The organism is Nocardia sp. NPDC057272 (assembly GCF_042668615.1).
In the GTDB taxonomy this organism is placed as follows: Bacteria; Actinomycetota; Actinomycetes; order Mycobacteriales; family Mycobacteriaceae; genus Nocardia.
This window is the reverse complement of record NZ_JBHUYK010000016.1, coordinates 37,084-57,543: the sequence shown is the minus strand read 5'-3', so window position 1 is coordinate 57,543 and position 20,460 is coordinate 37,084. Positions and strand designations below refer to the sequence as shown.

20 protein-coding genes are annotated in these 20,460 nt (G+C 67.4%); 8 read left to right on the top strand and 12 right to left on the bottom strand.

All coding sequences use genetic code 11. From position 1 onward, the window contains the following. Window positions 1-44 precede the first annotated feature (44 nt). The 7 genes from ACFULV_RS21325 to ACFULV_RS21295 all read right to left on the bottom strand — a co-directional run bounded on the left by ACFULV_RS21325 (window position 45) and on the right by ACFULV_RS21295 (window position 7,483). Window positions 45-542, bottom strand: a complete 498-nt coding sequence (locus ACFULV_RS21325) for an NUDIX hydrolase (RefSeq protein WP_378659192.1) — start codon at window positions 540-542, stop codon at window positions 45-47. A 134-nt stretch (window positions 543-676) separates the two neighbouring features. Further along, complete coding sequence (locus tag ACFULV_RS21320; RefSeq protein WP_378659189.1) at window positions 677-1,945, bottom strand: dihydrolipoamide acetyltransferase family protein; 1,269 nt, start codon at window positions 1,943-1,945, stop codon at window positions 677-679. Between the two features lie 26 nt (window positions 1,946-1,971). Continuing rightward, window positions 1,972-2,955: an alpha-ketoacid dehydrogenase subunit beta gene (locus tag ACFULV_RS21315; RefSeq protein ID WP_378659183.1), complete on the bottom strand. Its 984-nt coding sequence runs from the start codon at window positions 2,953-2,955 to the stop codon at window positions 1,972-1,974. 19 nt (window positions 2,956-2,974) lie between these two features. Then, entirely contained in the window at window positions 2,975-4,072 is a 1,098-nt protein-coding gene (pdhA, locus tag ACFULV_RS21310) for a pyruvate dehydrogenase (acetyl-transferring) E1 component subunit alpha (protein WP_378659180.1), read from the bottom strand. Window positions 4,073-4,082: 10 nt separating this feature from the next. Then, window positions 4,083-5,531: a dihydrolipoyl dehydrogenase gene (gene lpdA, locus ACFULV_RS21305; protein ID WP_378630748.1), complete on the bottom strand. Its 1,449-nt coding sequence runs from the start codon at window positions 5,529-5,531 to the stop codon at window positions 4,083-4,085. Between the two features lie 160 nt (window positions 5,532-5,691). Further along, window positions 5,692-6,858 carry a PucR family transcriptional regulator gene (locus ACFULV_RS21300; RefSeq protein ID WP_378659177.1) on the bottom strand — a complete coding sequence of 389 codons (1,167 nt, stop codon included), beginning with the start codon at window positions 6,856-6,858 and terminating at the stop codon, window positions 5,692-5,694. A gap of 100 nt (window positions 6,859-6,958) precedes the next feature. Then, window positions 6,959-7,483 carry a MarR family winged helix-turn-helix transcriptional regulator gene (locus ACFULV_RS21295; RefSeq protein ID WP_378659174.1) on the bottom strand — a complete coding sequence of 175 codons (525 nt, stop codon included), beginning with the start codon at window positions 7,481-7,483 and terminating at the stop codon, window positions 6,959-6,961. 78 nt (window positions 7,484-7,561) lie between these two features. On the opposite strand from ACFULV_RS21295, the gene ACFULV_RS21290 reads away from it, so the two are divergent. The 3 genes from ACFULV_RS21290 (at window position 7,562) to ACFULV_RS21280 (ending at window position 10,863) form a co-directional block, all read left to right on the top strand. Then, the gene (locus tag ACFULV_RS21290; protein WP_378659171.1) at window positions 7,562-7,933 is read left to right on the top strand and encodes a VOC family protein; all 372 of its coding nucleotides are present in this window, start codon (window positions 7,562-7,564) and stop codon (window positions 7,931-7,933) included. Window positions 7,934-7,996: 63 nt separating this feature from the next. Continuing rightward, the gene (locus tag ACFULV_RS21285) at window positions 7,997-9,280 is read left to right on the top strand and encodes a class I SAM-dependent methyltransferase (RefSeq protein ID WP_378659169.1); all 1,284 of its coding nucleotides are present in this window, start codon (window positions 7,997-7,999) and stop codon (window positions 9,278-9,280) included. A gap of 95 nt (window positions 9,281-9,375) precedes the next feature. After that, on the top strand, window positions 9,376-10,863 hold the full coding sequence (locus tag ACFULV_RS21280; protein WP_378659166.1) for an SDR family oxidoreductase: 1,488 nt from the start codon (window positions 9,376-9,378) through the stop codon (window positions 10,861-10,863). A gap of 3 nt (window positions 10,864-10,866) precedes the next feature. Here the strand turns inward: ACFULV_RS21280 and ACFULV_RS21275 are convergent, their stop codons facing one another. From ACFULV_RS21275 to ACFULV_RS21265, 3 genes are read right to left on the bottom strand one after another with little or no spacing between them, the layout of a single operon-like run. After that, window positions 10,867-11,829: a phytoene/squalene synthase family protein gene (locus ACFULV_RS21275; RefSeq protein WP_378659163.1), complete on the bottom strand. Its 963-nt coding sequence runs from the start codon at window positions 11,827-11,829 to the stop codon at window positions 10,867-10,869. Next, complete coding sequence (gene crtI / locus ACFULV_RS21270; RefSeq protein ID WP_378659161.1) at window positions 11,826-13,352, bottom strand: phytoene desaturase family protein; 1,527 nt, start codon at window positions 13,350-13,352, stop codon at window positions 11,826-11,828. Before crtI ends, ACFULV_RS21275 begins: the two co-directional genes overlap by 4 nt. 34 nt (window positions 13,353-13,386) lie before the next feature. Further along, window positions 13,387-14,514: a polyprenyl synthetase family protein gene (locus ACFULV_RS21265; RefSeq protein WP_378659158.1), complete on the bottom strand. Its 1,128-nt coding sequence runs from the start codon at window positions 14,512-14,514 to the stop codon at window positions 13,387-13,389. A 217-nt stretch (window positions 14,515-14,731) separates the two neighbouring features. Between ACFULV_RS21265 and ACFULV_RS21260 the strand changes: the two genes are divergently transcribed. Further along, window positions 14,732-15,358, top strand: a complete 627-nt coding sequence (locus ACFULV_RS21260) for a TetR/AcrR family transcriptional regulator (protein WP_378630734.1) — start codon at window positions 14,732-14,734, stop codon at window positions 15,356-15,358. Between the two features lie 164 nt (window positions 15,359-15,522). Here the strand turns inward: ACFULV_RS21260 and ACFULV_RS21255 are convergent, their stop codons facing one another. After that, on the bottom strand, window positions 15,523-16,155 hold the full coding sequence (locus ACFULV_RS21255) for an NAD(P)-dependent oxidoreductase (RefSeq protein ID WP_378659156.1): 633 nt from the start codon (window positions 16,153-16,155) through the stop codon (window positions 15,523-15,525). Window positions 16,156-16,293: 138 nt separating this feature from the next. On the opposite strand from ACFULV_RS21255, the gene ACFULV_RS21250 reads away from it, so the two are divergent. Next, window positions 16,294-16,932, top strand: coding sequence for a TetR/AcrR family transcriptional regulator (locus ACFULV_RS21250; RefSeq protein ID WP_378659153.1), 639 nt, complete (start codon window positions 16,294-16,296; stop codon window positions 16,930-16,932). Window positions 16,933-17,129: 197 nt separating this feature from the next. After that, on the top strand, window positions 17,130-17,381 hold the full coding sequence (locus tag ACFULV_RS21245; protein WP_378659150.1) for a hypothetical protein: 252 nt from the start codon (window positions 17,130-17,132) through the stop codon (window positions 17,379-17,381). On the opposite strand, the gene ACFULV_RS21240 is transcribed toward ACFULV_RS21245, so the two are convergent. After that, window positions 17,382-17,594 carry a hypothetical protein gene (locus ACFULV_RS21240; protein ID WP_378630727.1) on the bottom strand — a complete coding sequence of 71 codons (213 nt, stop codon included), beginning with the start codon at window positions 17,592-17,594 and terminating at the stop codon, window positions 17,382-17,384. A gap of 198 nt (window positions 17,595-17,792) precedes the next feature. Between ACFULV_RS21240 and ACFULV_RS21235 the strand changes: the two genes are divergently transcribed. Together ACFULV_RS21235 and ACFULV_RS21230 are read left to right on the top strand one after the other, a co-directional pair. Further along, window positions 17,793-19,262, top strand: coding sequence for a serine/threonine-protein kinase (locus ACFULV_RS21235; protein WP_378659147.1), 1,470 nt, complete (start codon window positions 17,793-17,795; stop codon window positions 19,260-19,262). Beyond that, complete coding sequence (locus ACFULV_RS21230; protein WP_378630724.1) at window positions 19,259-20,458, top strand: hypothetical protein; 1,200 nt, start codon at window positions 19,259-19,261, stop codon at window positions 20,456-20,458. Before ACFULV_RS21235 ends, ACFULV_RS21230 begins: the two co-directional genes overlap by 4 nt. Window positions 20,459-20,460: the final 2 nt, after the last annotated feature.

Here is a 20,460-nt window from a genome sequence, read left to right as displayed (position 1 = left end):
CGAAATGCCAGAAGTGGCGGACTTCCGTCAACGGGTAATCGCGGCTAAGGCAGTGTGAGCGCCCGATACACACCGACTACAGTTGCCGCTCCGATGATTTCGCCACGGTCGATCATCTGCACAGCCTCATCAAGGGGCACCCACCGGATTGCCTCGGCTTCATTGATGTCCGGGCGGGTGTCCGTGAGGTCGGCACCGCGAGCAAGATACACCTCCTGCGGCTGGTCAAGAGTGCCGATCGCGGGTTGGTAGGTCACCAGGTGTTGCATGGTGCGCGGACGCCACCCGGTTTCTTCCTCGACTTCGCGGGACGCCGCCGAAGCCACATCTTCGGCGTGATCGACATACCCGCCAGGCAGCTCCCAAACCCACTGGTCGATGATCCACCGGTGCCGGTACATCAGCAGCACCTCGCGGGAATCATTGAGCACCAGGGTCATCGCGCACCGTGGCATCCTTGCGACGTACTGGGTGAACTCCACCCCATCGGGCAGACGGATGTCGGCCGTTGACAACCGGATGTGCCGGTTCTCGTCGAGCACCTGCTCACCGAGGATTGTCCACTGGGCATCGCTCATACCGCTGACGCTAGTGGAATGCGATGGCAGAACGGAATTGCCAAGTTCGGAGGCTCCGTCAGATGGTGCCCTGCACCCGCAGAGGCTGAGTGCCCTCGTTACGTCACGATCCGTAGCGGGTTTTCGATGAGCTCCTTCAGGGTTGCCAGGAATTGGGCTGCGATCGCGCCGTCGATGGCACGGTGGTCTGCGGACATGGTGACGCGAAGGATCTTGCGGGCGACAACTTCGTCGTTGTCGAGGCGGAGTTCGTCGGCGGCAGCTCCTACGGCGAGGATCGCGGATTCGGGCGAGTTGATCACCGCGGTGAATTGTTCGATGCCGAACATGCCGAGGTTGGAGATGGTGAAGGTGCCGCCCGACATGTCCTCGGCGCGGAGCTTGCGATCGCGGGCGCGGGTCGCCTTGTCGCGGCTCTCGGTCGCGATCTCGGAGACACTCTTGCGGTCGGCGTCACGGATGACCGGGACGAGGAGTCCGACCGGGGTCGCTACCGCGACGCCGATGTGGATTCCCTTGTGGCGCAACAGCTTGTCGCCCGCGAAACTGACATTGACCGAGGGGTCCTTGCGCAGCGCGGTCGCGACCGCTTTGACGAGCAGGTCATTCACGCTGACCTTGCTGTCGCCCGCAGCGTCCAGGGTGGCGTTGATTCGTGATCGGAAGGCGAACAGCTCGGTCACGTCGATCGCGCTGGTCAGGTAGAAGTGCGGTGCCTGCTGCTTGCTCTCTGTGAGCCGAGCTGCCGAGACGCGCTGAATGTTGGTCAGCGCGACCTCCTCGAACTCCCCCGATTCCGGAACAGGCTGCACAGCAACCGGACTCACGTCACGCGGGGGCGTCACGATGTCAGCGGGCGCCGGAGCGCTGTGGGCCGCCTCCACGTCCCGCTTCGTGACCCGCCCACCGGGACCGGTGCCCACGACGGAGTTCATATCGACCTGCAACTCGCGGGCGATCTTGCGGGCGAGCGGCGAGGACTTCACCACGCCGGCCCTCGGCGAGACCGAGACGGTATCGGTGTGCGAAGCGCGCTGTGGCTCAGCGTCGCGGGCCGGTGAGCCGGTATCGGGTGACACGGCGCCGGACTGCGCCACCGCAGCAGCGGCACCGGAATCCGCCGTCGAGGCGGTGCCGTCGCCGACGATCGCGATCGGCTCACCGATCGCGACCCGAACGCCCGGCTCGGCGAGGATCTTCTCGAGCACTCCGTCGTCGTAGGCTTCGAGTTCCATCAGCGCTTTGTCGGTTTCGATCTCGGCGACGATCTCGCCGCGGGTGATCTGGTCGCCGACCTGCTTGAGCCAGGCGGAGACGACGCCGTCCTCCATGGTGTCGGAGAGCCGGGGCATGACGATTTCGGGCATGATCTTGTCCGTCCTGTTCCTGGTTCTCAGCGCCGCCGGCCGACAGCGGCCAGGGTTTCCGTCACCGCGGTATAGAGCGATTCCGCGGACGGCAAGGCGAGCTTCTCCAGCGGCTTGGCATAGGGCAGCGGGACCTCGGCCATGGCGACACGACGCACCGGCGCGTCGAGGTAGTCGAAGGCACCGTCGGAGATGGAGGCCGCGATTTCCGCGCCGATGCCATAGGTGAGCCAGTCGTCCTCGCCGATCACCGCGCATCCGGTCTTGCGGACCGAGGCCACGATGGTGTCGCGATCCAGTGGACGCAAGCTGCGCAGGTCGATCACCTCCACCGAAATCCCTTCGCCCGCAAGGCGTTGGGCGACCTCGGTCGCGACGGTGGCCATGCGGGAGTAGCCGATCAGCGTGATGTCGGTGCCTTCCCGGGTGATTGCCGCCTTGCCGATCTGTACAGGCGCAAGATCTTCAGGCACTTCGCCTTTGGTGTTGTAGAGCGAAAGATTCTCCAGGAACAGCACCGGATCGTCGTCGGAAATCGCGGCTTTGAGCAAGGCCCGCGCATCGGCGGGAGTGCTGGGCGCCACGACCTTCAGACCGGGCACGAAGGCGTAGTACAACTCGATGTTCTGCGAGTGCGTCGCGCCGAGTTGCTGGCCGCCGCCACCGGGAGTCCGGATCACCATGGGCACATTGGTCTGCCCGCCGAACATGCCGTAGATCTTCGCGGCGTGGTTGACGATCTGGTCCAGCGCCAGCAGCGAGAAGTTGATCGTCATGATCTCCACGACCGGGCGCAATCCGAGCATCGCGGCGCCGATCGCCGCACCGACGAAACCTTCCTCGGCGATGGGGGTGTCGCGTACTCGTTTCTCGCCGAACTCCTCGAGCAGGCCGGCGGTGATCTTGTAGGAGCCTTCGAAGACGCCGATCTCCTCACCGATCAGAAAAACGTCGTCATCGCGTCGCATCTCTTCGCGCAGGGTTTCGCGCAGCGCTTCGCGATAGGTCATGACAGGCACAGTGGAGTCCTCAGTGGGTGAAGAGCGGATCGGCGGGCAGACGGCGGGAATCGCCCGGCACCGGGGTGGCGTAGGTGTAGTCGAACAGGCTCGACGGCTCCGGATGCGGGCTCGAATCGGCGAATTCGACGGCGGCGGCGACACCGTCGGCCACCTCGCGGTCGAGATCGGCCAGCGACGCTTCGGTGAGCACACCGGCGGCGAGCAAACGCTGCTGCCACAGCACGATCGGATCGTGTTCACGCACCGTGGCAACGGTTTCGGTGCTGCGGTATTTGGCCGGGTCGACCACCGAGTGGCCCTTGAGCCGGTAGCTCACCGCTTCGAGCAGTGCGGGTTTGCCTTCCCGGCGGGCGCCTTCGATGAGCTCGCTCGCCAGGTCGCGCACGGCCAGCACATCGGTGCCGTCCACCCGTTCGCCGCGCATGCGATAGGCGGCGGCGCGCTTCCACAGATCCGGTTCGGCCGAGGACTTCTCGACCGTGGTACCCATGCCGGTCTGGTTGTTGATCACCAGGAACACCACCGGCAGCCGCCACAGCGCCGCGATGTTGAGCGATTCGTGGAAGGCGCCGATATTGGTGGTGCCCTCCCCCATCTGACACACCACGACGTCGTCGCCGTCGTTGTAGTCGATGGCCAGCGCCGCACCGATGGCCAGGGGAACCTGCCCGCCCACGATGGCGTAGCCGCCCAGCAGCCGGGTCGCGGTGTCGTACATGTGCATCGAGCCGCCCCACCCCTTGGAGGTGCCGGTCGAGCGGCCGTAGAGCTCCGCCATCACGCGGCCCGGTTCGATGCCCTTGGCCAGTGCGTATCCGTGTTCGCGATAGTTGGTGAACAAGTAGTCGGTGGGGCGCATCGCCGCGCCCAGGCCGACGACCGTGGCTTCCTCGCCGAGGTTGAGATGGCAGTAGCCGCCGATCTTGGCCTGCTGGTAGCTCTGCGCGGTGCGCTCCTCGAAGCGCCGGATGAACAGCATGTCGCGGTAGAGACCACGCAGGGTCTCGGGATTCTCGGCCGCGACAGCGGAGTCGACATCCGAAGCGGGCGTGGTGGTTTCGGCCGGCTTGCGGGCGGGCTTGCTCCGCGCGGTGGTCGTGGTCATGTCGAGCTCCTCAACGCTTGCGTGGCGCGATGTGTACCGGCAGTCCGAGTCCGGCCATGGCCGCCTCCATGCCGATTTCGCCGAGAGTGGGGTGGGCGTGGATGGTGTCGGCCAGCTCGTCGAGCGTGGCTTCCAGCGAGATCGCCAGCGCGCCCTCGGCGATCAGATCGCTGGCGGACGGGCCGATGATGTGCACGCCGAGCACTTCCTGATGTGTCTGCCCCGCAACGATTTTGATGAACCCCTCGGTCTCGCCGAAGGTCTTCGCCCGGCCCAGTGCCGCGAATGGGAATTTGGCGGTGATCACCTCATGGCCCGCCGCGCGGGCGGCGTCCTCGGTGAGACCGACGCTCGCGATCTCCGGGTGGGTGAACGTCGCGGCCGGGATGACCGTGTAGTCGATGTGGGTGTCGTGCCCGGCGATCACCTCGGCCGCGGTGATGCCCTGGTGGGAGGCGACGTGGGCGAGCAGGGCCCGGCCGGTCACGTCGCCGATGGCGTAGACGTGCTCGACGCCGGTTCGCAGCCGGTTGTCGACCTCGATGAAACCGCGCGCATCCGTGGCGATTCCGGCCACATCGAGGCCGAGTTCCGCGGTGTTGGGGCGCCGCCCGACGCCGACGAGTACGACATCGGCGTCGAGTTCCTGCGCCGCCGGGCCGCCGACCGTCACCCGCAGCGCGTCGCCCTCGGTGATCGCCGTGACGGTGGCGCCGGTGAGCACGGTGATGCCACGCGTGCGCAACGATCGGCCGAGTGCGTGGCCGATCTCCTTGTCCTCCAACGGAACCAGGCGGTCCTGCATCTCCACGACCGTGACCTGGCTGCCGAACGTGGCGAACAGGCTGGCCCATTCCGCGCCGACCGCGCTGCCGCCGATGACCACCAACCGTCGCGGTACCTCGGTGAGCCCGAACGCGCCGTCGGAGGTGACGACGCCGGGCAATCCCGCGCCCGGGATCGGCAGCTGCGCGGGCACCGAACCGGTCGCGACGATCACGTCGCGCGCGCTCACCCGGCGCATCGCCGTTCCGGCGGGCGCGGCGTAACGGGGGCCGCCGTCGAAGATCGGTGAGGCGCCCACTTCGTGGACCTCCACGACAGTCGGTTCGACGAACCGGGCATGACCCTCGATGACCGTGACACCGTTGGCCTTCAGCAAGCCGGCTACACCGTCGGTCAGTTCTTTGACGATGGAGTCCTTGCGCTGGCGCACCGCACCGAAGTCGTAGCGCACATTGTCGGCGTGAACACCGAATTCCGCTGCGGTGGTGAGAGTCTGGAAGACCTCCGCCGAGCGGAGCATCGCCTTGGTGGGGATGCAACCCCAGTTCAGGCACACGCCGCCAGGGCGCTCCTTCTCCACCACACAGACCTTCAGGCCGCGTTGCGCGGCACGGATGGCGGCCACGTATCCGCCCGGTCCACCACCGATCACCAATAGATCGAATTCCAGCACTCGTGGTGCTCCTCAGCTCGAACGATCAACCCATCCACGGTCGTGGCTTGGATCATCTGTCGAGTCTCACGGTCCACAAATGCACAAACAACCAACCGGCAGCCCAGAAATCGGAGCTCGAAAATGGGCGCAGCGCCCAACCAGTCGCGGTTGCGGGGAGTCAGCCGGGTGGGTTCACACCCATCTCCAGCGCGGCCAAGGCGAGGGAGAGTTCCAGGTAGGACCGCTGTCCTTCCAGCCGCCGACCCAGCAGGGCCGAGATTCGCTGGAGCCTGTTGATCACGGTGTTGCGATGGCAGTGCAGTCGCGGCGCGGCATTCGCCGCCGAGCAGTTCTCCTCCAGCCAGATCGCCAGGGTGCGCAACAGGATCTCGCGCTCTTTGACCGGTAGTTCCAGCACCGGGCCGAGGGTGCGCGCGACCATGAGCGCGGTCAGGTCGGGAGAGCGCAGCAACAGCGCTTCGGGGTAGCGCTCCTCCAACGACACCAAGCCCCGCACTGTCGCGGGCAGGGTCTCCAAGCCGAGCATCGCCAGCGCGTGGCCCGTATCGATCTGCGCCAATCCCTGCACCACCGGTGACGCCGCCGCCCGGCCCCGGATCCGGCTTCCCACCTGGTCCAGCACAGCGGAACCGTCTCGCTGCTCGAGCGAGACCAGCCCCACTGTGGTCTCGACACGGTCGTGCCAGACCGACCGAATGCCCATGGCCGCCAACGCGGTCTCGGTGCCGAACTCCACGTGCGGACGGTCACCGCGCACCGCGACCACCAGGTACCCACCGTGAGCGGGCAAGTTCAGCTCGCGCGCCGCACGCGCGGCGAAGGTCGCGTCGCGGGCGCTGCCCGCCAGCAGGTCCTCGATCACGCCGTGTCGGCGCCGCTCGTCACGACGTACCTGCTCCAGTTCGGTGCTGCGATAGGAAGTGACCAGCGACGACGACATGCCGTCGATGGCCGACCAGGTCGCCACTCCGATCTTGCGGACCTCACCGGGCGGGAGTTCCCCGGCCTTGTCGAGCAGCGCCTCCCACACGATCTGACCGCCGAGCCGGAACGTCCGCAACATGACCTCCAGCGGCACGCCCTGCGCGGCCCGATTGCGGCCGATAGCGGCGGCGACATCGTCGCGGTCCGGGCTCGTCACGTCACCGGCGACCAGATCGAGCACCCTGGTCAGATACCGGCAGCACGCATGGTGCAGGTCCTCCCGGCTCACCGGCGAGTAGTCGGTCCACTCCGGAATATCGGTGAAGATCGCGGCAATCAACTGCCTGGTCAGTGCGGGAATCTCGGTTCGGCACGCGGCCACCAGCTCCCTCGTACCCACCGGGGGAAGGGTGTGCTTGGATCTCGCGGCCATATCGCTAGACGCTACGCCCGACCCCGACTACCGCGGATCAGCGTCGCCACCTGTTCGAAGCGGGAGCTCATCGGATCGTTTCGTCGGCGAGGCGTTCCAGGTAGCCGGCGAATTGGCGACGGTCGTGCTCGGTCCACGACGCGGTGAGTTGATCGAAGCATCGGCGTTGCCAGTCATGGGATGCGGCGGACAGCTCGCGGCCGCTGCCGGTGAGTCGCACGACGACCCGGCGGCGGTCGTCCGCTGAGCCCTCCCGGGCGAGGTATCCGGCCGCGACGGCGTCACGCACCATGCGGCTGGCACCGGAGTGGTCGAGGCCGAGCTGTTCGGCAACGTCGGTGACGGTGGTTTCCCTGTCTGTCCGAAGCGTGGCGGCGACGGCTTCCACGACTTGGATGTGCTGCACACGCCGCCGGTCATCGTCTGACTCTGAGCTGGAGCCGGTGAATGCCTGGTTGCTCCAGCGGCGTGACCAGAAACGGACCAGCCGAAACAGTGCCGGACCTCCGTCGACCGCATGGCGGGGTTCGGTCACCGCAGGACCGGTTGTGGATGGGGAGTTTCTACCGTCGCGTGTGCCCACCCTCGACATTGTATGCGATGTGCACGTATATTTGTATGCGTATCGCATATAAATGACCTTTCCGGGTCCACTGATCAGGAGGTGGCGATGTCCATCGTTCTCAATCACACGATCATTCCGGCGACCGACAAGTGTTCCGCGGCAACCTTTTTCGCCGAGCTGATGGGACTGACGGTCTCAGTACCGAGCGGGCCCTTCGTGCCGGTGCGGGTCAACGACGACCTGACGTTCGACTTCGACGACCGCGGGCAAGTCGAGCCCGGCCACTACGCCTTCCTGGTCGATGACGACACCTTGGACGCCGTGCTGGGGCGGCTGGCTACATGGCCGGCGGTCGAGTACGGCTCAGGGCCCGAACACGGATGGGACCGGCAGGTCAATCACCTGGCAGGTGGGCGCGGGGTCTATGTTCGCGACCCCGACGGCCACAGCTACGAGCTGTTCACCCGAGTTCCCTGATCTGGCACGGATGGCGCCGCGTCGTTGCCGCAGCGGCGGCGCGAGGCGGGCCATAGTGGTCGGATGGGTAACCAGTCCACGATCGCTACCGCGTTCCGACCTCTGCTGCGAGCCACGCTGGGCCCCCGCCCCGCGGTGGGGTTCGAGTTCTGGGACGGCAGCACGATCCATCCCGACGGTGAGAGCCCCGGCACGATGCGCGTGCGCTCCGAGGACGCGCTGCGTCATCTGGTCTGGGCGCCGGGCGAGCTCGGCTTGGCGCGGGCTTTCGTGTCCGGCGCGGTGGATCTCGACGGCGATATCTTCACGATGCTTCGAGCACTCCAGTCGACCGCGCCGAACGATGCCCGTCTCGGTCTCGGTGCGACATGGCAGGCCATCGGCGCGGCGCGCCAGCTCGGGGCGCTCGGTCGCCGCCTGGAACCACCGCCGGAGGAAGCCCGCCCGCAGCGTGGACCCCTACACACCAAGCGGCGCGATGCGGCGGCGATCAGTCATCACTACGACGTCAGCAACGACTTCTACCGGCTGGTGCTCGGCCCGAGCATGACCTACTCCTGCGCGCGGTTCGTGCCGGACGACGACGGCTCGCTCGAGGCCGCCCAGCAAGCCAAGCACGACCTGATCTGCCGCAAATTGGGCCTGGCCGAGCAGTCGGGCCTGCGACTGCTCGACGTGGGCTGCGGCTGGGGGTCCATGGCGATCCACGCGGCGTCGACCTACGGTGCTCAGGTCGTCGGTGTCACCATCAGCAGTGCTCAGGTCGAGCTCGCCCGCAAACGAGTCGCCGACGCGGGGTTGTCGGACAGTGTCGAGATCAGGCTTGCCGACTATCGGGACCTGCGCGGCGAGGAGTTCGACGCCATCTCCTCGATCGGCATGTTCGAACACGTCGGCTCCGGGCGCGCCGCCGAATACTTCGACACCCTGCGCGCACTGCTGCACCCGCGCGGACGGCTGCTCAACCACGCCATCTCCTCGCCGGGCGGCTCCGTCATGCGCAATCGATCCTTCATCGGTCGCTACGTCTTCCCGGACGGCGAACTCGTCGATGTGGGCGAGGTCGTGCTCGCCATGCAACGCGCCGGATTCGAGGTCCGTGACGTCGAGGCCCTGCGCGAGCACTACGAACGCACCCTCCGCCAGTGGGTCGCGAATCTGGAAAACGCGTGGGAACAGGCGGTTTCGCTCGTCGGCGAAGGGCGAGCCCGAATCTGGCGGCTGTATATGGCCGCCTCCGCGCTAGGCTTCGAGGACGGCGGACTCGGGATTCACCAGGTCCTCGGCGTAGTGCCCGAAGCGACAGGCAACGCCGCGATGCCCGCGACACGACGGGACTGGGGATAGTCCGCACGGCAACAGCTCGCACAACGATCACCGTCCCGATATGATGAATCATTTCTGCATCGAATAAAGCCGATGACGAGCACAGGGAACGGGTGATGAGCATGCGGTGTGTGGTTTTCGGCGCGACCGGCTACATCGGTGGACGTTTGGTGCCCGAGCTGATCCAGGCCGGCCATCAGGTCCGGGTGGTGGCCCGGACCCCGGAGAAGTTGGCAGAGGTTCCGTGGCGGGAACAGGTCGAGATCGTCCGTGGCGATGTCACCGACGATGACGAGGTGCGCGCCGCCGTCGCCGACCAGGAGGTCGTCTACTACCTGGTGCACTCGTTGGCCCGGGACGACTTCTCCGACATCGATCGCGAGGCGGCGCGGCTCGTCGCGGCCGCGTCGAGCTCGGCCGGCGTCGGCCGCATCGTCTATCTCGGCGGCATCATCCCCGAGCACGCGACGCTGTCGCGCCATCTCGCCTCCCGCGCCGAGGTCGGCGAAATTCTGCGCGAATCCGGTGTTCCCACGGCGGAACTGCGCGCCGCGGTGATCATCGGATCCGGTTCGGCCAGTTTCGAGATGCTGCGATACCTGTCCGAACGCCTGCCCGCGATGATCACCCCGCGATGGGTGCACAACCGGATCCAGCCCATCGCCGTTCGGGACGTCCTCTACTACCTGGTGCAGGCCGCGGAGTTGCCCGCCGACGTCAATCGCGCCTTCGATATCGGCGGGCCCGACGTGATGACCTACCTGACCATGATGCGCGAATACGCTGTCGTCGCCGGGCTGACTCGTCGCGTGGTGCTGCCGGTTCCGGTGCTCACGCCGTGGCTGTCGGCGCAATGGGTCAACCTCGTGACCCCGGTGCCACGAGCACTGGCCGTACCGCTCATCGAGTCGCTCGTGCATGAAGTCGTGTGCGCCGAGCACGATATCGCCACCTACATCCCGGATCCCGCCGAAGGCCTCACCCCCTACGCGCGTGCCGTGGAACTGGCGCTGACCCGTATTCGCCATGCCGACGTACCCACCCGCTGGTCCGATGCCAGCACGTTCGGCGCGCCCTCGGATCCGCTGCCCACCGACCCCGCGTGGTCGGGCGGCTCGCTCTACGAGGACCTCCGTGAGCAGCACACCGACGCCGACCCCGAGACCGTGTGGGCGGTGATCGAAGCCATCGGCGGCGAGAACGGCTGGTACTCCTTCCCTCTCGCCTGGTCACTGCGCGGCTGGATCGACCGTGTCACCGGCGGTGTCGGGTTACGCCGCGGCCGCAAGAACCCGCGCCACCTGCACTCGGGCGAAGCCTTGGACTGGTGGCGCGTCGAATACATCGACCGGCCCCATCTGCTGCGGCTGCGCGCCGAGATGCAGCTCCCGGGACTGGCGTGGCTCGAACTGGGTGTGGAACCGGACCCGACCGGCGGCTCCCGCTATCGGCAGCGGGCCATCTTCCAGCCGCACGGTCTCGCCGGACACCTCTACTGGAAAGCGATCACGCCGTTTCACAACGCCGTATTCGGCGGCATGGTTCGCAACATCACCGGCACCGCCGAACACAACCCCGCCGACGGCGCGGTGCCGTCCAGCTGACGATCAGCCTGCCGCGTTCGTCAGTGCGCGAGCGCGGCTGCCTCGCCGCGCCCACAGCGCACGAGCCAACGCCGAACCGGCAACGCGGGTGCGGCGCGCGTTGCCCACGGTGGCGCGCGCGGTGAACACCGCGAACTCGCTTTCCTCGATGCGGTCGAGAATTTCCGAGTACAGCACCGCCGCGGTGGCTACACAGGGGCGCGACACCGGATGTAGCTGCGCTATTCCGCTGTCGGCGTACCGATACCAGTCGCGCGCGATCGCGTGTTGCTCGGCCAGCGCCGACCGGACCTTCGCGTCGGTGCGTCGGCGAGAACGACACCACTGCAACCTGGTGCGGTCCACATCATGGGCAGCCAGTTCGTCGGCCGGTAGGTACACCCGGCCGCGGTCGAGATCCTCGGCGATATCGCGGAGAAAGTTGGTGAGCTGAAACGCTTTTCCCAGCGCGGCCGCGTACGGGGCAGCATCGGCTCGTTCGCCGACGGTGCCGAGCACCGGCAGTACCTGCAAACCGATCACGTCGGCCGAACCGTGCACATAGCGGTCGAGCGCGGCCCGGTCGGGGTAGTCGGTGATGGTCAGATCCATGCGCATCGAGTCGAGGAATTCGTCGAACAGGACGTGGTCTATTTCGTATCTGGCGGCGGTATCGGCCAACGCGGCGAAGATCGGGTCGTCGACCGGGGTACCGGAAAGGCTGTCGTGCAGGTCCTTCGTCACCGCGTCCAGCCGTTGCGCCGGAGTGCCCGCTGCATCGTCGGTCGGTGGCTCGTCGACGATGTCGTCGGCCCACCGGGCGAAGCCGTAGAGAGCGTGGATCGCCGGTCGCTGGGCGGGCGCGAGCAGCCGGGTGGCGAGGAAGAAGGTGCGGCCATGGCGCGCGTTGAGTTCCCGGCAGCGCTGATAAGCCTCGCGCAGTCGAGCATCGCGGATTCCGGCCGCGTCGAGTTCCGTGCGAATCATCGTCGATCGCCTCCGATCGAGGTTGGGGTCGAAGCCCGCGACGCGGACACCGTGCCGGTGACGCGGTCGGCGGCGAGGCGGCCCGACAGCAGTGCTGTCGGTACGCCCACGCCGGGTACGGTGCCGCAGCCCGCCAGCACCGCATTGCTCACACCGCGCGGGAGGTTCGCGGGGCGGAAAGGGCCGGTTTGGGCGAAGGTGTGCGCGAGCGAGAACGGGGTTCCGGCCAGCAGGCCCTGCCGCTGCCAGTCGGCGGGCGTGTCCAGATGCACGACCCGGGCGTCGCTGACGAAGCCAGGGACCAACCGGTTCTCGACTATCGCGGCCAGCTCCTCGCCGTAGGCAGTGGCACGGCGATCCCAGTCGAGGTCACCGCTGCGGTAGAGGTTGGGCACCGGGGCGAGAACAGTGAACAGGTCGCGGCCGGGTGGGGCCAGGGTGGGATCGGTCGCGGTCGGGCGGGTCACCAGCAACGACGGGTCGGTCATCACTTTTCCGGCACCGATCAGTTCGTCGAAGGTCTGCTCCCACGCGGCGCCGAAGACGAGGTTGTGATGAGCGGTAGGCACCGATTCGGGGACACCGACGTGCATGACGACCGCGGACGGCGCCGGGCGCCAACTGCTCGGGCGACGCGGGACGCGGTCGAGCAGCTCGTAGGCGGTGGGAAGTTCGGTCGCCAGAACGACAGCGTCGCAAGGAATTCGGCGGCCACGCTCGGTGAGCACCCCGGTGATCCGGGATCCACGCCGCTCCAGGTCGTTGACGGTCTCGCCGTAACAGAACGTCACACCGGCATCGACAGCGGCGGCGGCCAGGGCGTCGGGTAGTGCGCGCATGCCGCCGCGCGGAAAGGAGACCCCGCCCACGGTGTCCATGTAGGAGATCACCGCGTACAGCGCCAGTGCGCGTTGTGGCGAAACGCCCGCGTAGAGCGACTGGAAGGTGAAGACGCGGCGCAGCCGTTCATCGGTGAGGAACGATCCGATGGCCCTGTCGAGGCGCCGGAATCCACCCAACGCGATCAACCGCGCGAACGCCGGCGTGAGCAGCCCGAGCGGAGAGTCGACATTCGCGGCGATGAACCGTTCGAATTCGACCTGGTACAGCTCGCTCAGCCACGTGCGCAGCCGGCGATATCCCCCGACCTCTTTCGGTCCGGCGAACGCCAGGACCGATTCCTCCATGGCCGAGGCGTCGCTGTGGACATCGAGCCCGGTGCCGTCGGCGAAGTGGGCGCGATAGGCCGGGGCGACGGGCAACAGCTCCAACCGGGACTCGAGACTGTCACCGACCGCGGCGAGGGTGTCGGCGACGATGTCGGGCATGGTGAGCACCGACGGTCCGGTGTCGAGCAGATAGCCGTCGACGTCGCGTCGTCCGGCCCGGCCACCGGGGACCGTATCGCGCTCCACCACCGTGACGCTGCGTCCGCGTCCTGCCAGATGCAACGCGGCGGCCAGTCCTGCCAGGCCGGCCCCGACGACGACCACCTCATCGGTTGTTCCCGATATCGTGCGCATTGCTTCCTTTCGATGGGAGCGGCGGATTCGCCGGTCAGTGCGAGCGGTGCGTGCACAACAGCGCCATTCGGTGCAGCGCGTCGGCCACCGACGGTTCGAGGTCGGCGTCCTGGAGAAGCCGACGCGCATGCTCGACGCGCTCGCCGATCATCTGCTCGGCACGCCGGCGTGCGCCGCTGTCGACGATCACGGTCTGGGCGAGCGCTACGGCCTGCTCATCGATGGACTCGGCCCGCCAGAGCTCTCGTAGCCGGGCGCGATCCGACGGCTCGGCGAGCTGATCGGCCAGCGCGATCACGGTGGTCGCCTTGCGTTCCCGGACATCGTCTCCGGTGGGTTTCCCGGTAGTCGATGGATCACCGAAGATGCCGAGAAGGTCGTCACGGAGCTGGAACGCTTCCCCGATCACTTCGCCGTATTCACCGAGAACGCGCATCACCGTCTCGTCGCAGCCGGCCATCGCCGCACCCAATTCGAGTGGGCGCCGCACTGTGTAGTTGCCGGACTTGCGCCGCGCGATATCCATCACCTCGCCCACGCTCGGAAGCCGGTTCGCGTCGTTGGTCAGATCCGCGAGCTGACCTACCGCCAGTTCGCTGCGCATCGCGTCGTAGCGCGGCCATGCCCGATCCAGCGCGGCGGCAGGCAGGCCGCTCTCGCGCATCATGCGCTCCGCCCACACCAGGAACAGGTCGGCCATGAGGATCGCCGCGGACTCACCGAATCGGGCCGGCGAGCCCGACAATCCCTGATCGCGGTGCCACGCGGCGAGCCGGAGGTGGGCTGACGGCTCTCCCCGCCGGACCGCCGACTCGTCCATCACGTCGTCTTGCACCAGCGCGAACGCGTGCAGGAGCTCCGCACCTGCGGCCGCGCGCAGGGCGGCTTCGGATTCCCCTGCGCCGCCGCACAGCCAGCCGAGATAGACGAAGACCGACCGTACGCACTTGCCGCCCGACGCGAAATCGATCATCAACCGGCTCGGGAGCGAGAATCCCGCCGAGTCGAGTTCGGCCCGGCAGCGCGCGCGGACGAACTCGTCGACATGACCACGTACCGAGATCTGTGTGCGCGCGAGCCAGTCGGCGAACCGCGCGGATCCGTCATCACCGGTTGCGGGCTCGCACGGTCGAAGCGCGATTGCTACTCGTTCGGCATCCACCCTTCGATTGTGACACCGATCGGGCAAAAATGCATCGTTTGCGCATCGTTTGAATCGGAGTCAGGCTCCTGATATCGCGGCCGCCCCACCGATCACGCGTCGTGACCGGCCATCATCGAGCTGTCCGGATTTCGGGCGCCGCCCCATTTCGGGCCGTCGCCGCCGAAACTAGACTTGCCGACGCCGAGCTTCCGATCGGCCCGGGGAGGAGGGTTCGATGCCGCCCAAATCGACCGATCGGCGTCGCCCCACCCAGGATCGGGCCAAGGCGACTCGCGAGCACATCCTCGACACGGCCGCAGAGCTTTTCGGCGAGCGGGGCATCACCAACACCTCGACCAACCGGATCGCCACTGCCGCGGGGGTCAGCATCGGAACCGTCTATCGATACTTCCCCGACCGCGCGATGATCGTCGACGAGCTCCTCTCGCGCATCCAGGGCAATATCGAGCGGCGATTCACCGAACGCGTGCGCGATCTGTCCGACACTCCGGTGCAGCAACTGGTTCTGGGCGTACTCGAAGCCATCATGGAGGAGATGTCCACCGACGTTCCTCTGGTGCGTGCGCTGATAGCGGGGTTGGACTTCTACAGCAGCGGCATGCCCGAGCTGGAAATACGGTTGCGTCTGCTGGTCAAGATGCAGGTGATCCAGATTCTCGGCCCCGGTGACGACGACGAGTACGACGTGCTGACCTTCACGATCATCAGTGCGTGTTTCGGCACGGTCCTGCGCGCCGCCGTACTGGAGGACACGCGCGTGCGCGACGAGGTGATCGCCACGACCGCGCGGTTGATAGCAACACTCGCCGACATCGAGCGGGAGACCCGCGCGGTCGACTGACCAGTGATCACCCCTGCTCGCGGCATCACCCCCGAGCACGCCAACGGGGCCGCCCACCGAAAGGTGAACGGCCCCATCCCCGTTGCCGCCCTCGCCCTCCCCTCCAGAGCGAGGACAACATCGGCCGGCGCCCGCGAGTCGGGGGCGGCCAGGATTGTGAGCTGTCAGTTGGCGATGCCGACCGCTGTGCGCAGGTGTTTGGGGCGCTCGATGATGTCGAGCATGAAGTCGGCGGCATCGCCGCAGGTGATGGAGTAGCCCGTCGCCCGCCCGCTCGCGTCGACCTTGACGGTTCCCTTGTCGGACACCGCTTTCAAGCCCGGGAGACGCACGGCTGTCCACGCCAGCTCACTGGCCGCGAGCTGGGCTTCCATCGCTACTTTGGCGTCGAGGATAGGCGGCAGCCGGCGCGCGAACAGCGGCACCAGGACGCGACGGAAAAGCACCGCACCGGAACCGGGCAGCCCCATGTTGCTCGCGCACACGAGTCGTTCGATGCCGCGCTCGCGCATCTTCTCGATGATCACGCGCGTGGCCTCCGGTACGAGGTCATTGGGTTTGCCGTCACCGAGTCCGCCGACACCCAGGTACTGGATCACGGCGTCGGTGCCGTCCAGCGTGCGCTCGACGGCCGCCGGGTCCAACGCGTCACCGCGCACGACGCGAACGCCGTGTGGCGCTTTGTCGGCGCTTGCCTGGGAACGAGCGAGGACTGTCACGTCGTGCCCGCGTTCGAGCGCTTTCGCGACAACGGCGCTGCCGCCCATCCCGGTCGAACCGAAGACCACCAGTTTCATGTTCCGAGCCCCGCCTCTGTGTGGTCGCGCGAGATCGCGATCGCCCACTCGGACAACCCACCCTCACGACAGTAGTTACTGTTGTTTGAAACGACAGTAACTACTGTCGTAAGGTCGGTCAAGACGGAAGGCGGACACATGGTCAGAACGTGGGCGACAGACGATCCCAAGGCCGGGCTGATGGCGCGCAAGCGTGCCCAGATCGTCGCAGCCGCGCGCACGGCCTTCCTCGACGAGGGATACGCCGCGAGCTCGGTCAACAAGATCGCCGACGACGCCGGCGTCTCGATCAAGACCCTCTACCGCCACTTCGAGACGAAAGACGAGCTCTTCACCGCCGTCATCGCGGGACTCTGCGCACCCGAAGGCGACACCTCTCGCGACCCCGCCTGGTACACCGATCCGCCCGAGGTCGGCTTGGCTCGCGCGGGCGAGGAGTACCTTCGCCATGCCCTCTCCGACGAGCAGCTCGCGCTCTACCGGGTGGTCGCTCACGACGCGGATCGTTTTCCCGAACTCGGGCGCATCTATCGGCGGGAAGTCCTCGGCCGCGGCGGCCTGATCTTCGCGTCCTATCTGGACCGGTGGCGCGAGCAGTCGGGCTGGCGAATCGCCGACAACTACGAGGCGGCCGCGGTGTTCGGCGGACTGCTGAAGGCCGGGCTCTTCGACCAGGTGTTACTCGGCGCAGCGCAGCCCGACGCCGAGGAGATCACCCGCCGAGCGCGCCACGCGGCCGACCGACTGCTGACCATCCTCGAAGCGGGCAACCTGTGAGGCGGGGGACACCTGCCGCACCTCCGGCTCCATTGCCCCACCGCGGCGTCGCCGACGTCCACGGCCGATCCGTTGTTTCGGTGCGAGTTCCACGACCGTCCCCCTAGGCTGGTCCCGATCTCGTCGACAACACCGCCTCCGACAACGGCAGAGCTGCCGTCGACTACGCCGATCCCGAAAGCCCGCCGCGACAGGCTGTGATTCCCGGCATCGGACCACTGAACTCGGCCGACGATCTGACCGTCGGCCAGGATGGCAAGGCCTACGTCACCCTCAACGTCGCGGGCAGTGTCCAGCAGGTCGATGTGGATACCGGCCGAACCTGCGCGATCGCCGACGGCCTGCCCTCGTCCTCGTCGGCACGATTCGGATCCGGCCCCGGCTGGGACCCGAAGTCGTTGTACGTCACCAGTTTTCTCGGCACGGTCACCAAGCTGACTCCGCCCTGATCACCGGTTGAGGCAGACCGCCACGAGCAGCGGGCCGTACGGATTCTCGGCGCTGCCCACCGCGACCAGCAGGCCGCCGACCGGGCTGCAGAGCACGTCCAGACTCGACGAGCCGGTGTCCGCCACCGGCTGCTGGGCGTGCGCGGAGCCCGCGCCGACGGCGGACGCGAGCAGGAAGAGAGCGAGTGCGGACGACGCCGCGAGCTTGTTCATAGCTCCACCGTGCCGTGTGTCCTCGCGGCGCGCACGCCCCGAATTGCCGGGGCGCACACCGAGAACCACGTCGAAAAGTACTCGAACTATCGACCGGTTACCCGACCGCCTGTCGGGTTATAGTCGGCCGGTCGATCATGGGTCGGTCGACTCGCGCCGGAAGGGTCCCGGCGCCGATCGGTTCGGGAAGCACGACGGTTGACTGTTTCTGAGGGCATGGATTTCGCCGGGTACCGCCTCGAGCGACGCCTCGGCATGGGCGGTATGGGCACGGTCTATCTGGCCGGTCATCCGCGGCTGCCGCGCAAGGACGCGCTGAAAGTGCTGTCCGACAAGCACTCCGGCGATGCGGTGTTCCGTGAGCGCTTCTTGCGTGAGGCCACGATCGCGGCCCGGCTGAGCCACCCCAACCTGGTCGCGGTGCGCGATCGCGGTCAGCACGGAGGCCGACTGTGGATCGCGATGCAGTACGTCGACGGTGTCGACCTCGCCCAGCTGATCCGCCGTGGACCGGACGCGCTGCCGCTGGACCGGACGGTCAGGATCATCACCGAGGCTGCCAAGGGACTCGATCTGCTGCACCGCAAAGGGGTGCTGCACCGCGACGTGAAACCGGCCAATATCCTTGTCGCCGAACAGGACGGCCGCCCCGACCGCGTGCTGATCACCGACTTCGGCATCGCCAGACCCGCTGACGCACCCACGAATTCGACCGGTGCCGGGCTCAGCGCGACCCTGGCTTATGCCGCGCCCGAGCAGATCAACGGCGGGGCGATCGATCACCGAACCGACGTGTACGCGCTGGGCTGTGTGCTCTACGAACTGCTGACGGGGTCGGTGCCGTTCCCCCGCGACACCCCGGCCGCGGTCATGTACGCGCACCTGCACGAAGCGCCGCCTGCACTCGGCAAGCCCGGGCTCCCACCCGGATTCGACGAGGTGATCGCGACCGCGCTCGCGAAGAACCCCGGCGACCGGTATCCGTCCTGCGGTGCGTTGGCAGCGGCCGCGTCCGTCGCCGCGCAGGGGACGGTCCGGCTGGCCGCGGTCCGGGCACCCACCCGGCGGCGCCCGCTCGTCTACGGCGCGCTGGCCGCCGCGGTTTTGATCGCGCTGACGGCTGGGGTGCTCGGCGTCACCCGAACCGGGTCCACCGAACACGCGCCGACCGCGATCGCGCTCGGTCCGCAAACCGCGGTAGACCCGGTCTCCTGGGGCGCGTACACCTATGTCGCACAAGCATTTCCGGAGTTGCTTCCCGCTTCACAGTTCGGGACCGGATATCAGGAGATGTGGGGGTGCAGGCCCTCCGACGAGAGAATGCGGGACCTGCCCGTCGACGTCTTCGTCCCGACCGGGCGGATCATGTGTTTCGGCAATCGTGAACCGGTGCAGACGATCGAACTCGTGTGCAACGCCGACCGCTCGCCGATCGCCCCGCCGCCGACCTACGATCGCGCCGAGGGCGACGAACAGTGGACCAGGCCGTCGAGCCACGGAAATCTGCACTGGGGAACCTATCTCGACCTCTACAAGGCCCCTCAGCTCACGGGTTACCTGCGGCTGTACTTCGACGATCCCGACCGCAGCTTCTGCTACATCGTCGTCACCGGTGCGCAGAACGGCACCGAGCTGCGGGCCGCCTGGTGGACGGAGGCACCGCTGTGAGACTCGCACCCCTCGCGGTCGCCCTCGGCGTGATCCTCGCCGCGGCCTCGGGTTGCACGGTGACCGGTGATCCGACTCCCGTGCCCGATCCCGCCACCCTCGATGTCGGCCCCTACAGCCGCTTCCCGTTGCGCGCGCCCGAACACGGCAGCGAGTATCACGGGCGCGTGGTCGAATCGGTTCGGCTCGGCGAGGCCATGGCCAATCCGGCCAGGGTCGACCCGGCACTCACCGTACCCCGCACGAAGTCCGGTTCGGACCCCCTGCCCACCGCCGCGAAAGCGGCGGCGCTACTGGCCAATCCGGTGCGGGCGGTCCTGGAGCGCCACGGCATGCTGGCCGGCTACACCGTCGGCGCCACCGATACTTCCACCGAGTTCTCGATCGGCAGTGGCCGAATTCTGCAGGTCACGCTGCTGCGATTTCCCGATGCGGCGGCCGCGGGACTGGCCGCGCAGGAGATCGACTCCGCCGACGCCGCGGTGAGCGCGGACAACGTGGCCGTCTCGATCCCCGGGCACCCGGCGGCTCGCGCGCATTGGCGTCCGTCGGTGCCGACGCTGGCGGCGACGATCGCCATGGACTCGTTCGTCGTCACGGTCATGGCCGGGCACACCTCGCCCGACCTCCCCGCGCTGACAACGCTGGCGGGCAAGGCTTTCGAGGAACAGCGGCCGATGTTGCGCGATATCGTGCTCACCCCGCCCGAGCAATTCGCCGACCTGCCGCTCGACCGTGACGGCATGCTGGGACGCATGGTGCCCGAGGCACCGGGCCGCTGGCCGTATCCGGTGGTGATTCTCGGCGACTTCAGCGAAGTCGCGGGGTGGGAAAGCCTGGTGCAGGCGCGCGGCATCGTTCTCGGTCCGCGGGCGGGCCACTTCTACCAACCCACCCGCGAGGTCGCCGAATTGGTGGGCCTCAACCGATACGACCGGCTGATGCGCTTCGCCGACGCGGCGACCGCGACCGCGTTCTTCGCCAACCTGCCCGACAACAACGACCAATTCGTCGTTCCACCACCGAAGGGCATGGTCGACATCAACTGCGCGGAGTCGATGAAGAACTCGCCGATGACCAAGTTCAGCTGCCGCCTTCGATACGGCCGCTATGTCGGAGTCGTTTTCAGCCGGGACTACCAGGATGTCCTGCAACGAGCGGCCGCGCAGTACGCGCTGCTGGTGAACAGCGAGTAGAG

Bases quoted from the DNA above. Each gene is read 5' to 3' on its own strand.
- ACFULV_RS21320 (WP_378659189.1), bottom strand. From the start codon at position 1,945: ATGCCCGAAATCGTCATGCCCCGGCTCTCCGACACCATGGAGGACGGC.
- ACFULV_RS21315 (WP_378659183.1), bottom strand. From the start codon at position 2,955: ATGACCTATCGCGAAGCGCTGCGCGAAACCCTGCGCGAAGAGATGCGA.
- pdhA (WP_378659180.1), bottom strand. From the start codon at position 4,072: ATGACCACGACCACCGCGCGGAGCAAGCCCGCCCGCAAGCCGGCCGAA.
- ACFULV_RS21295 (WP_378659174.1), bottom strand. From the start codon at position 7,483: ATGTCGAGGGTGGGCACACGCGACGGTAGAAACTCCCCATCCACAACC.
- ACFULV_RS21290 (WP_378659171.1), top strand. From the start codon at position 7,562: ATGTCCATCGTTCTCAATCACACGATCATTCCGGCGACCGACAAGTGT.
- ACFULV_RS21285 (WP_378659169.1), top strand. From the start codon at position 7,997: ATGGGTAACCAGTCCACGATCGCTACCGCGTTCCGACCTCTGCTGCGA.
- ACFULV_RS21280 (WP_378659166.1), top strand. From the start codon at position 9,376: ATGAGCATGCGGTGTGTGGTTTTCGGCGCGACCGGCTACATCGGTGGA.
- ACFULV_RS21275 (WP_378659163.1), bottom strand. From the start codon at position 11,829: ATGATTCGCACGGAACTCGACGCGGCCGGAATCCGCGATGCTCGACTG.
- crtI (WP_378659161.1), bottom strand. From the start codon at position 13,352: ATGCGCACGATATCGGGAACAACCGATGAGGTGGTCGTCGTCGGGGCC.
- ACFULV_RS21260 (WP_378630734.1), top strand. From the start codon at position 14,732: ATGCCGCCCAAATCGACCGATCGGCGTCGCCCCACCCAGGATCGGGCC.
- ACFULV_RS21255 (WP_378659156.1), bottom strand. From the start codon at position 16,155: ATGAAACTGGTGGTCTTCGGTTCGACCGGGATGGGCGGCAGCGCCGTT.
- ACFULV_RS21250 (WP_378659153.1), top strand. From the start codon at position 16,294: ATGGTCAGAACGTGGGCGACAGACGATCCCAAGGCCGGGCTGATGGCG.
- ACFULV_RS21240 (WP_378630727.1), bottom strand. From the start codon at position 17,594: ATGAACAAGCTCGCGGCGTCGTCCGCACTCGCTCTCTTCCTGCTCGCG.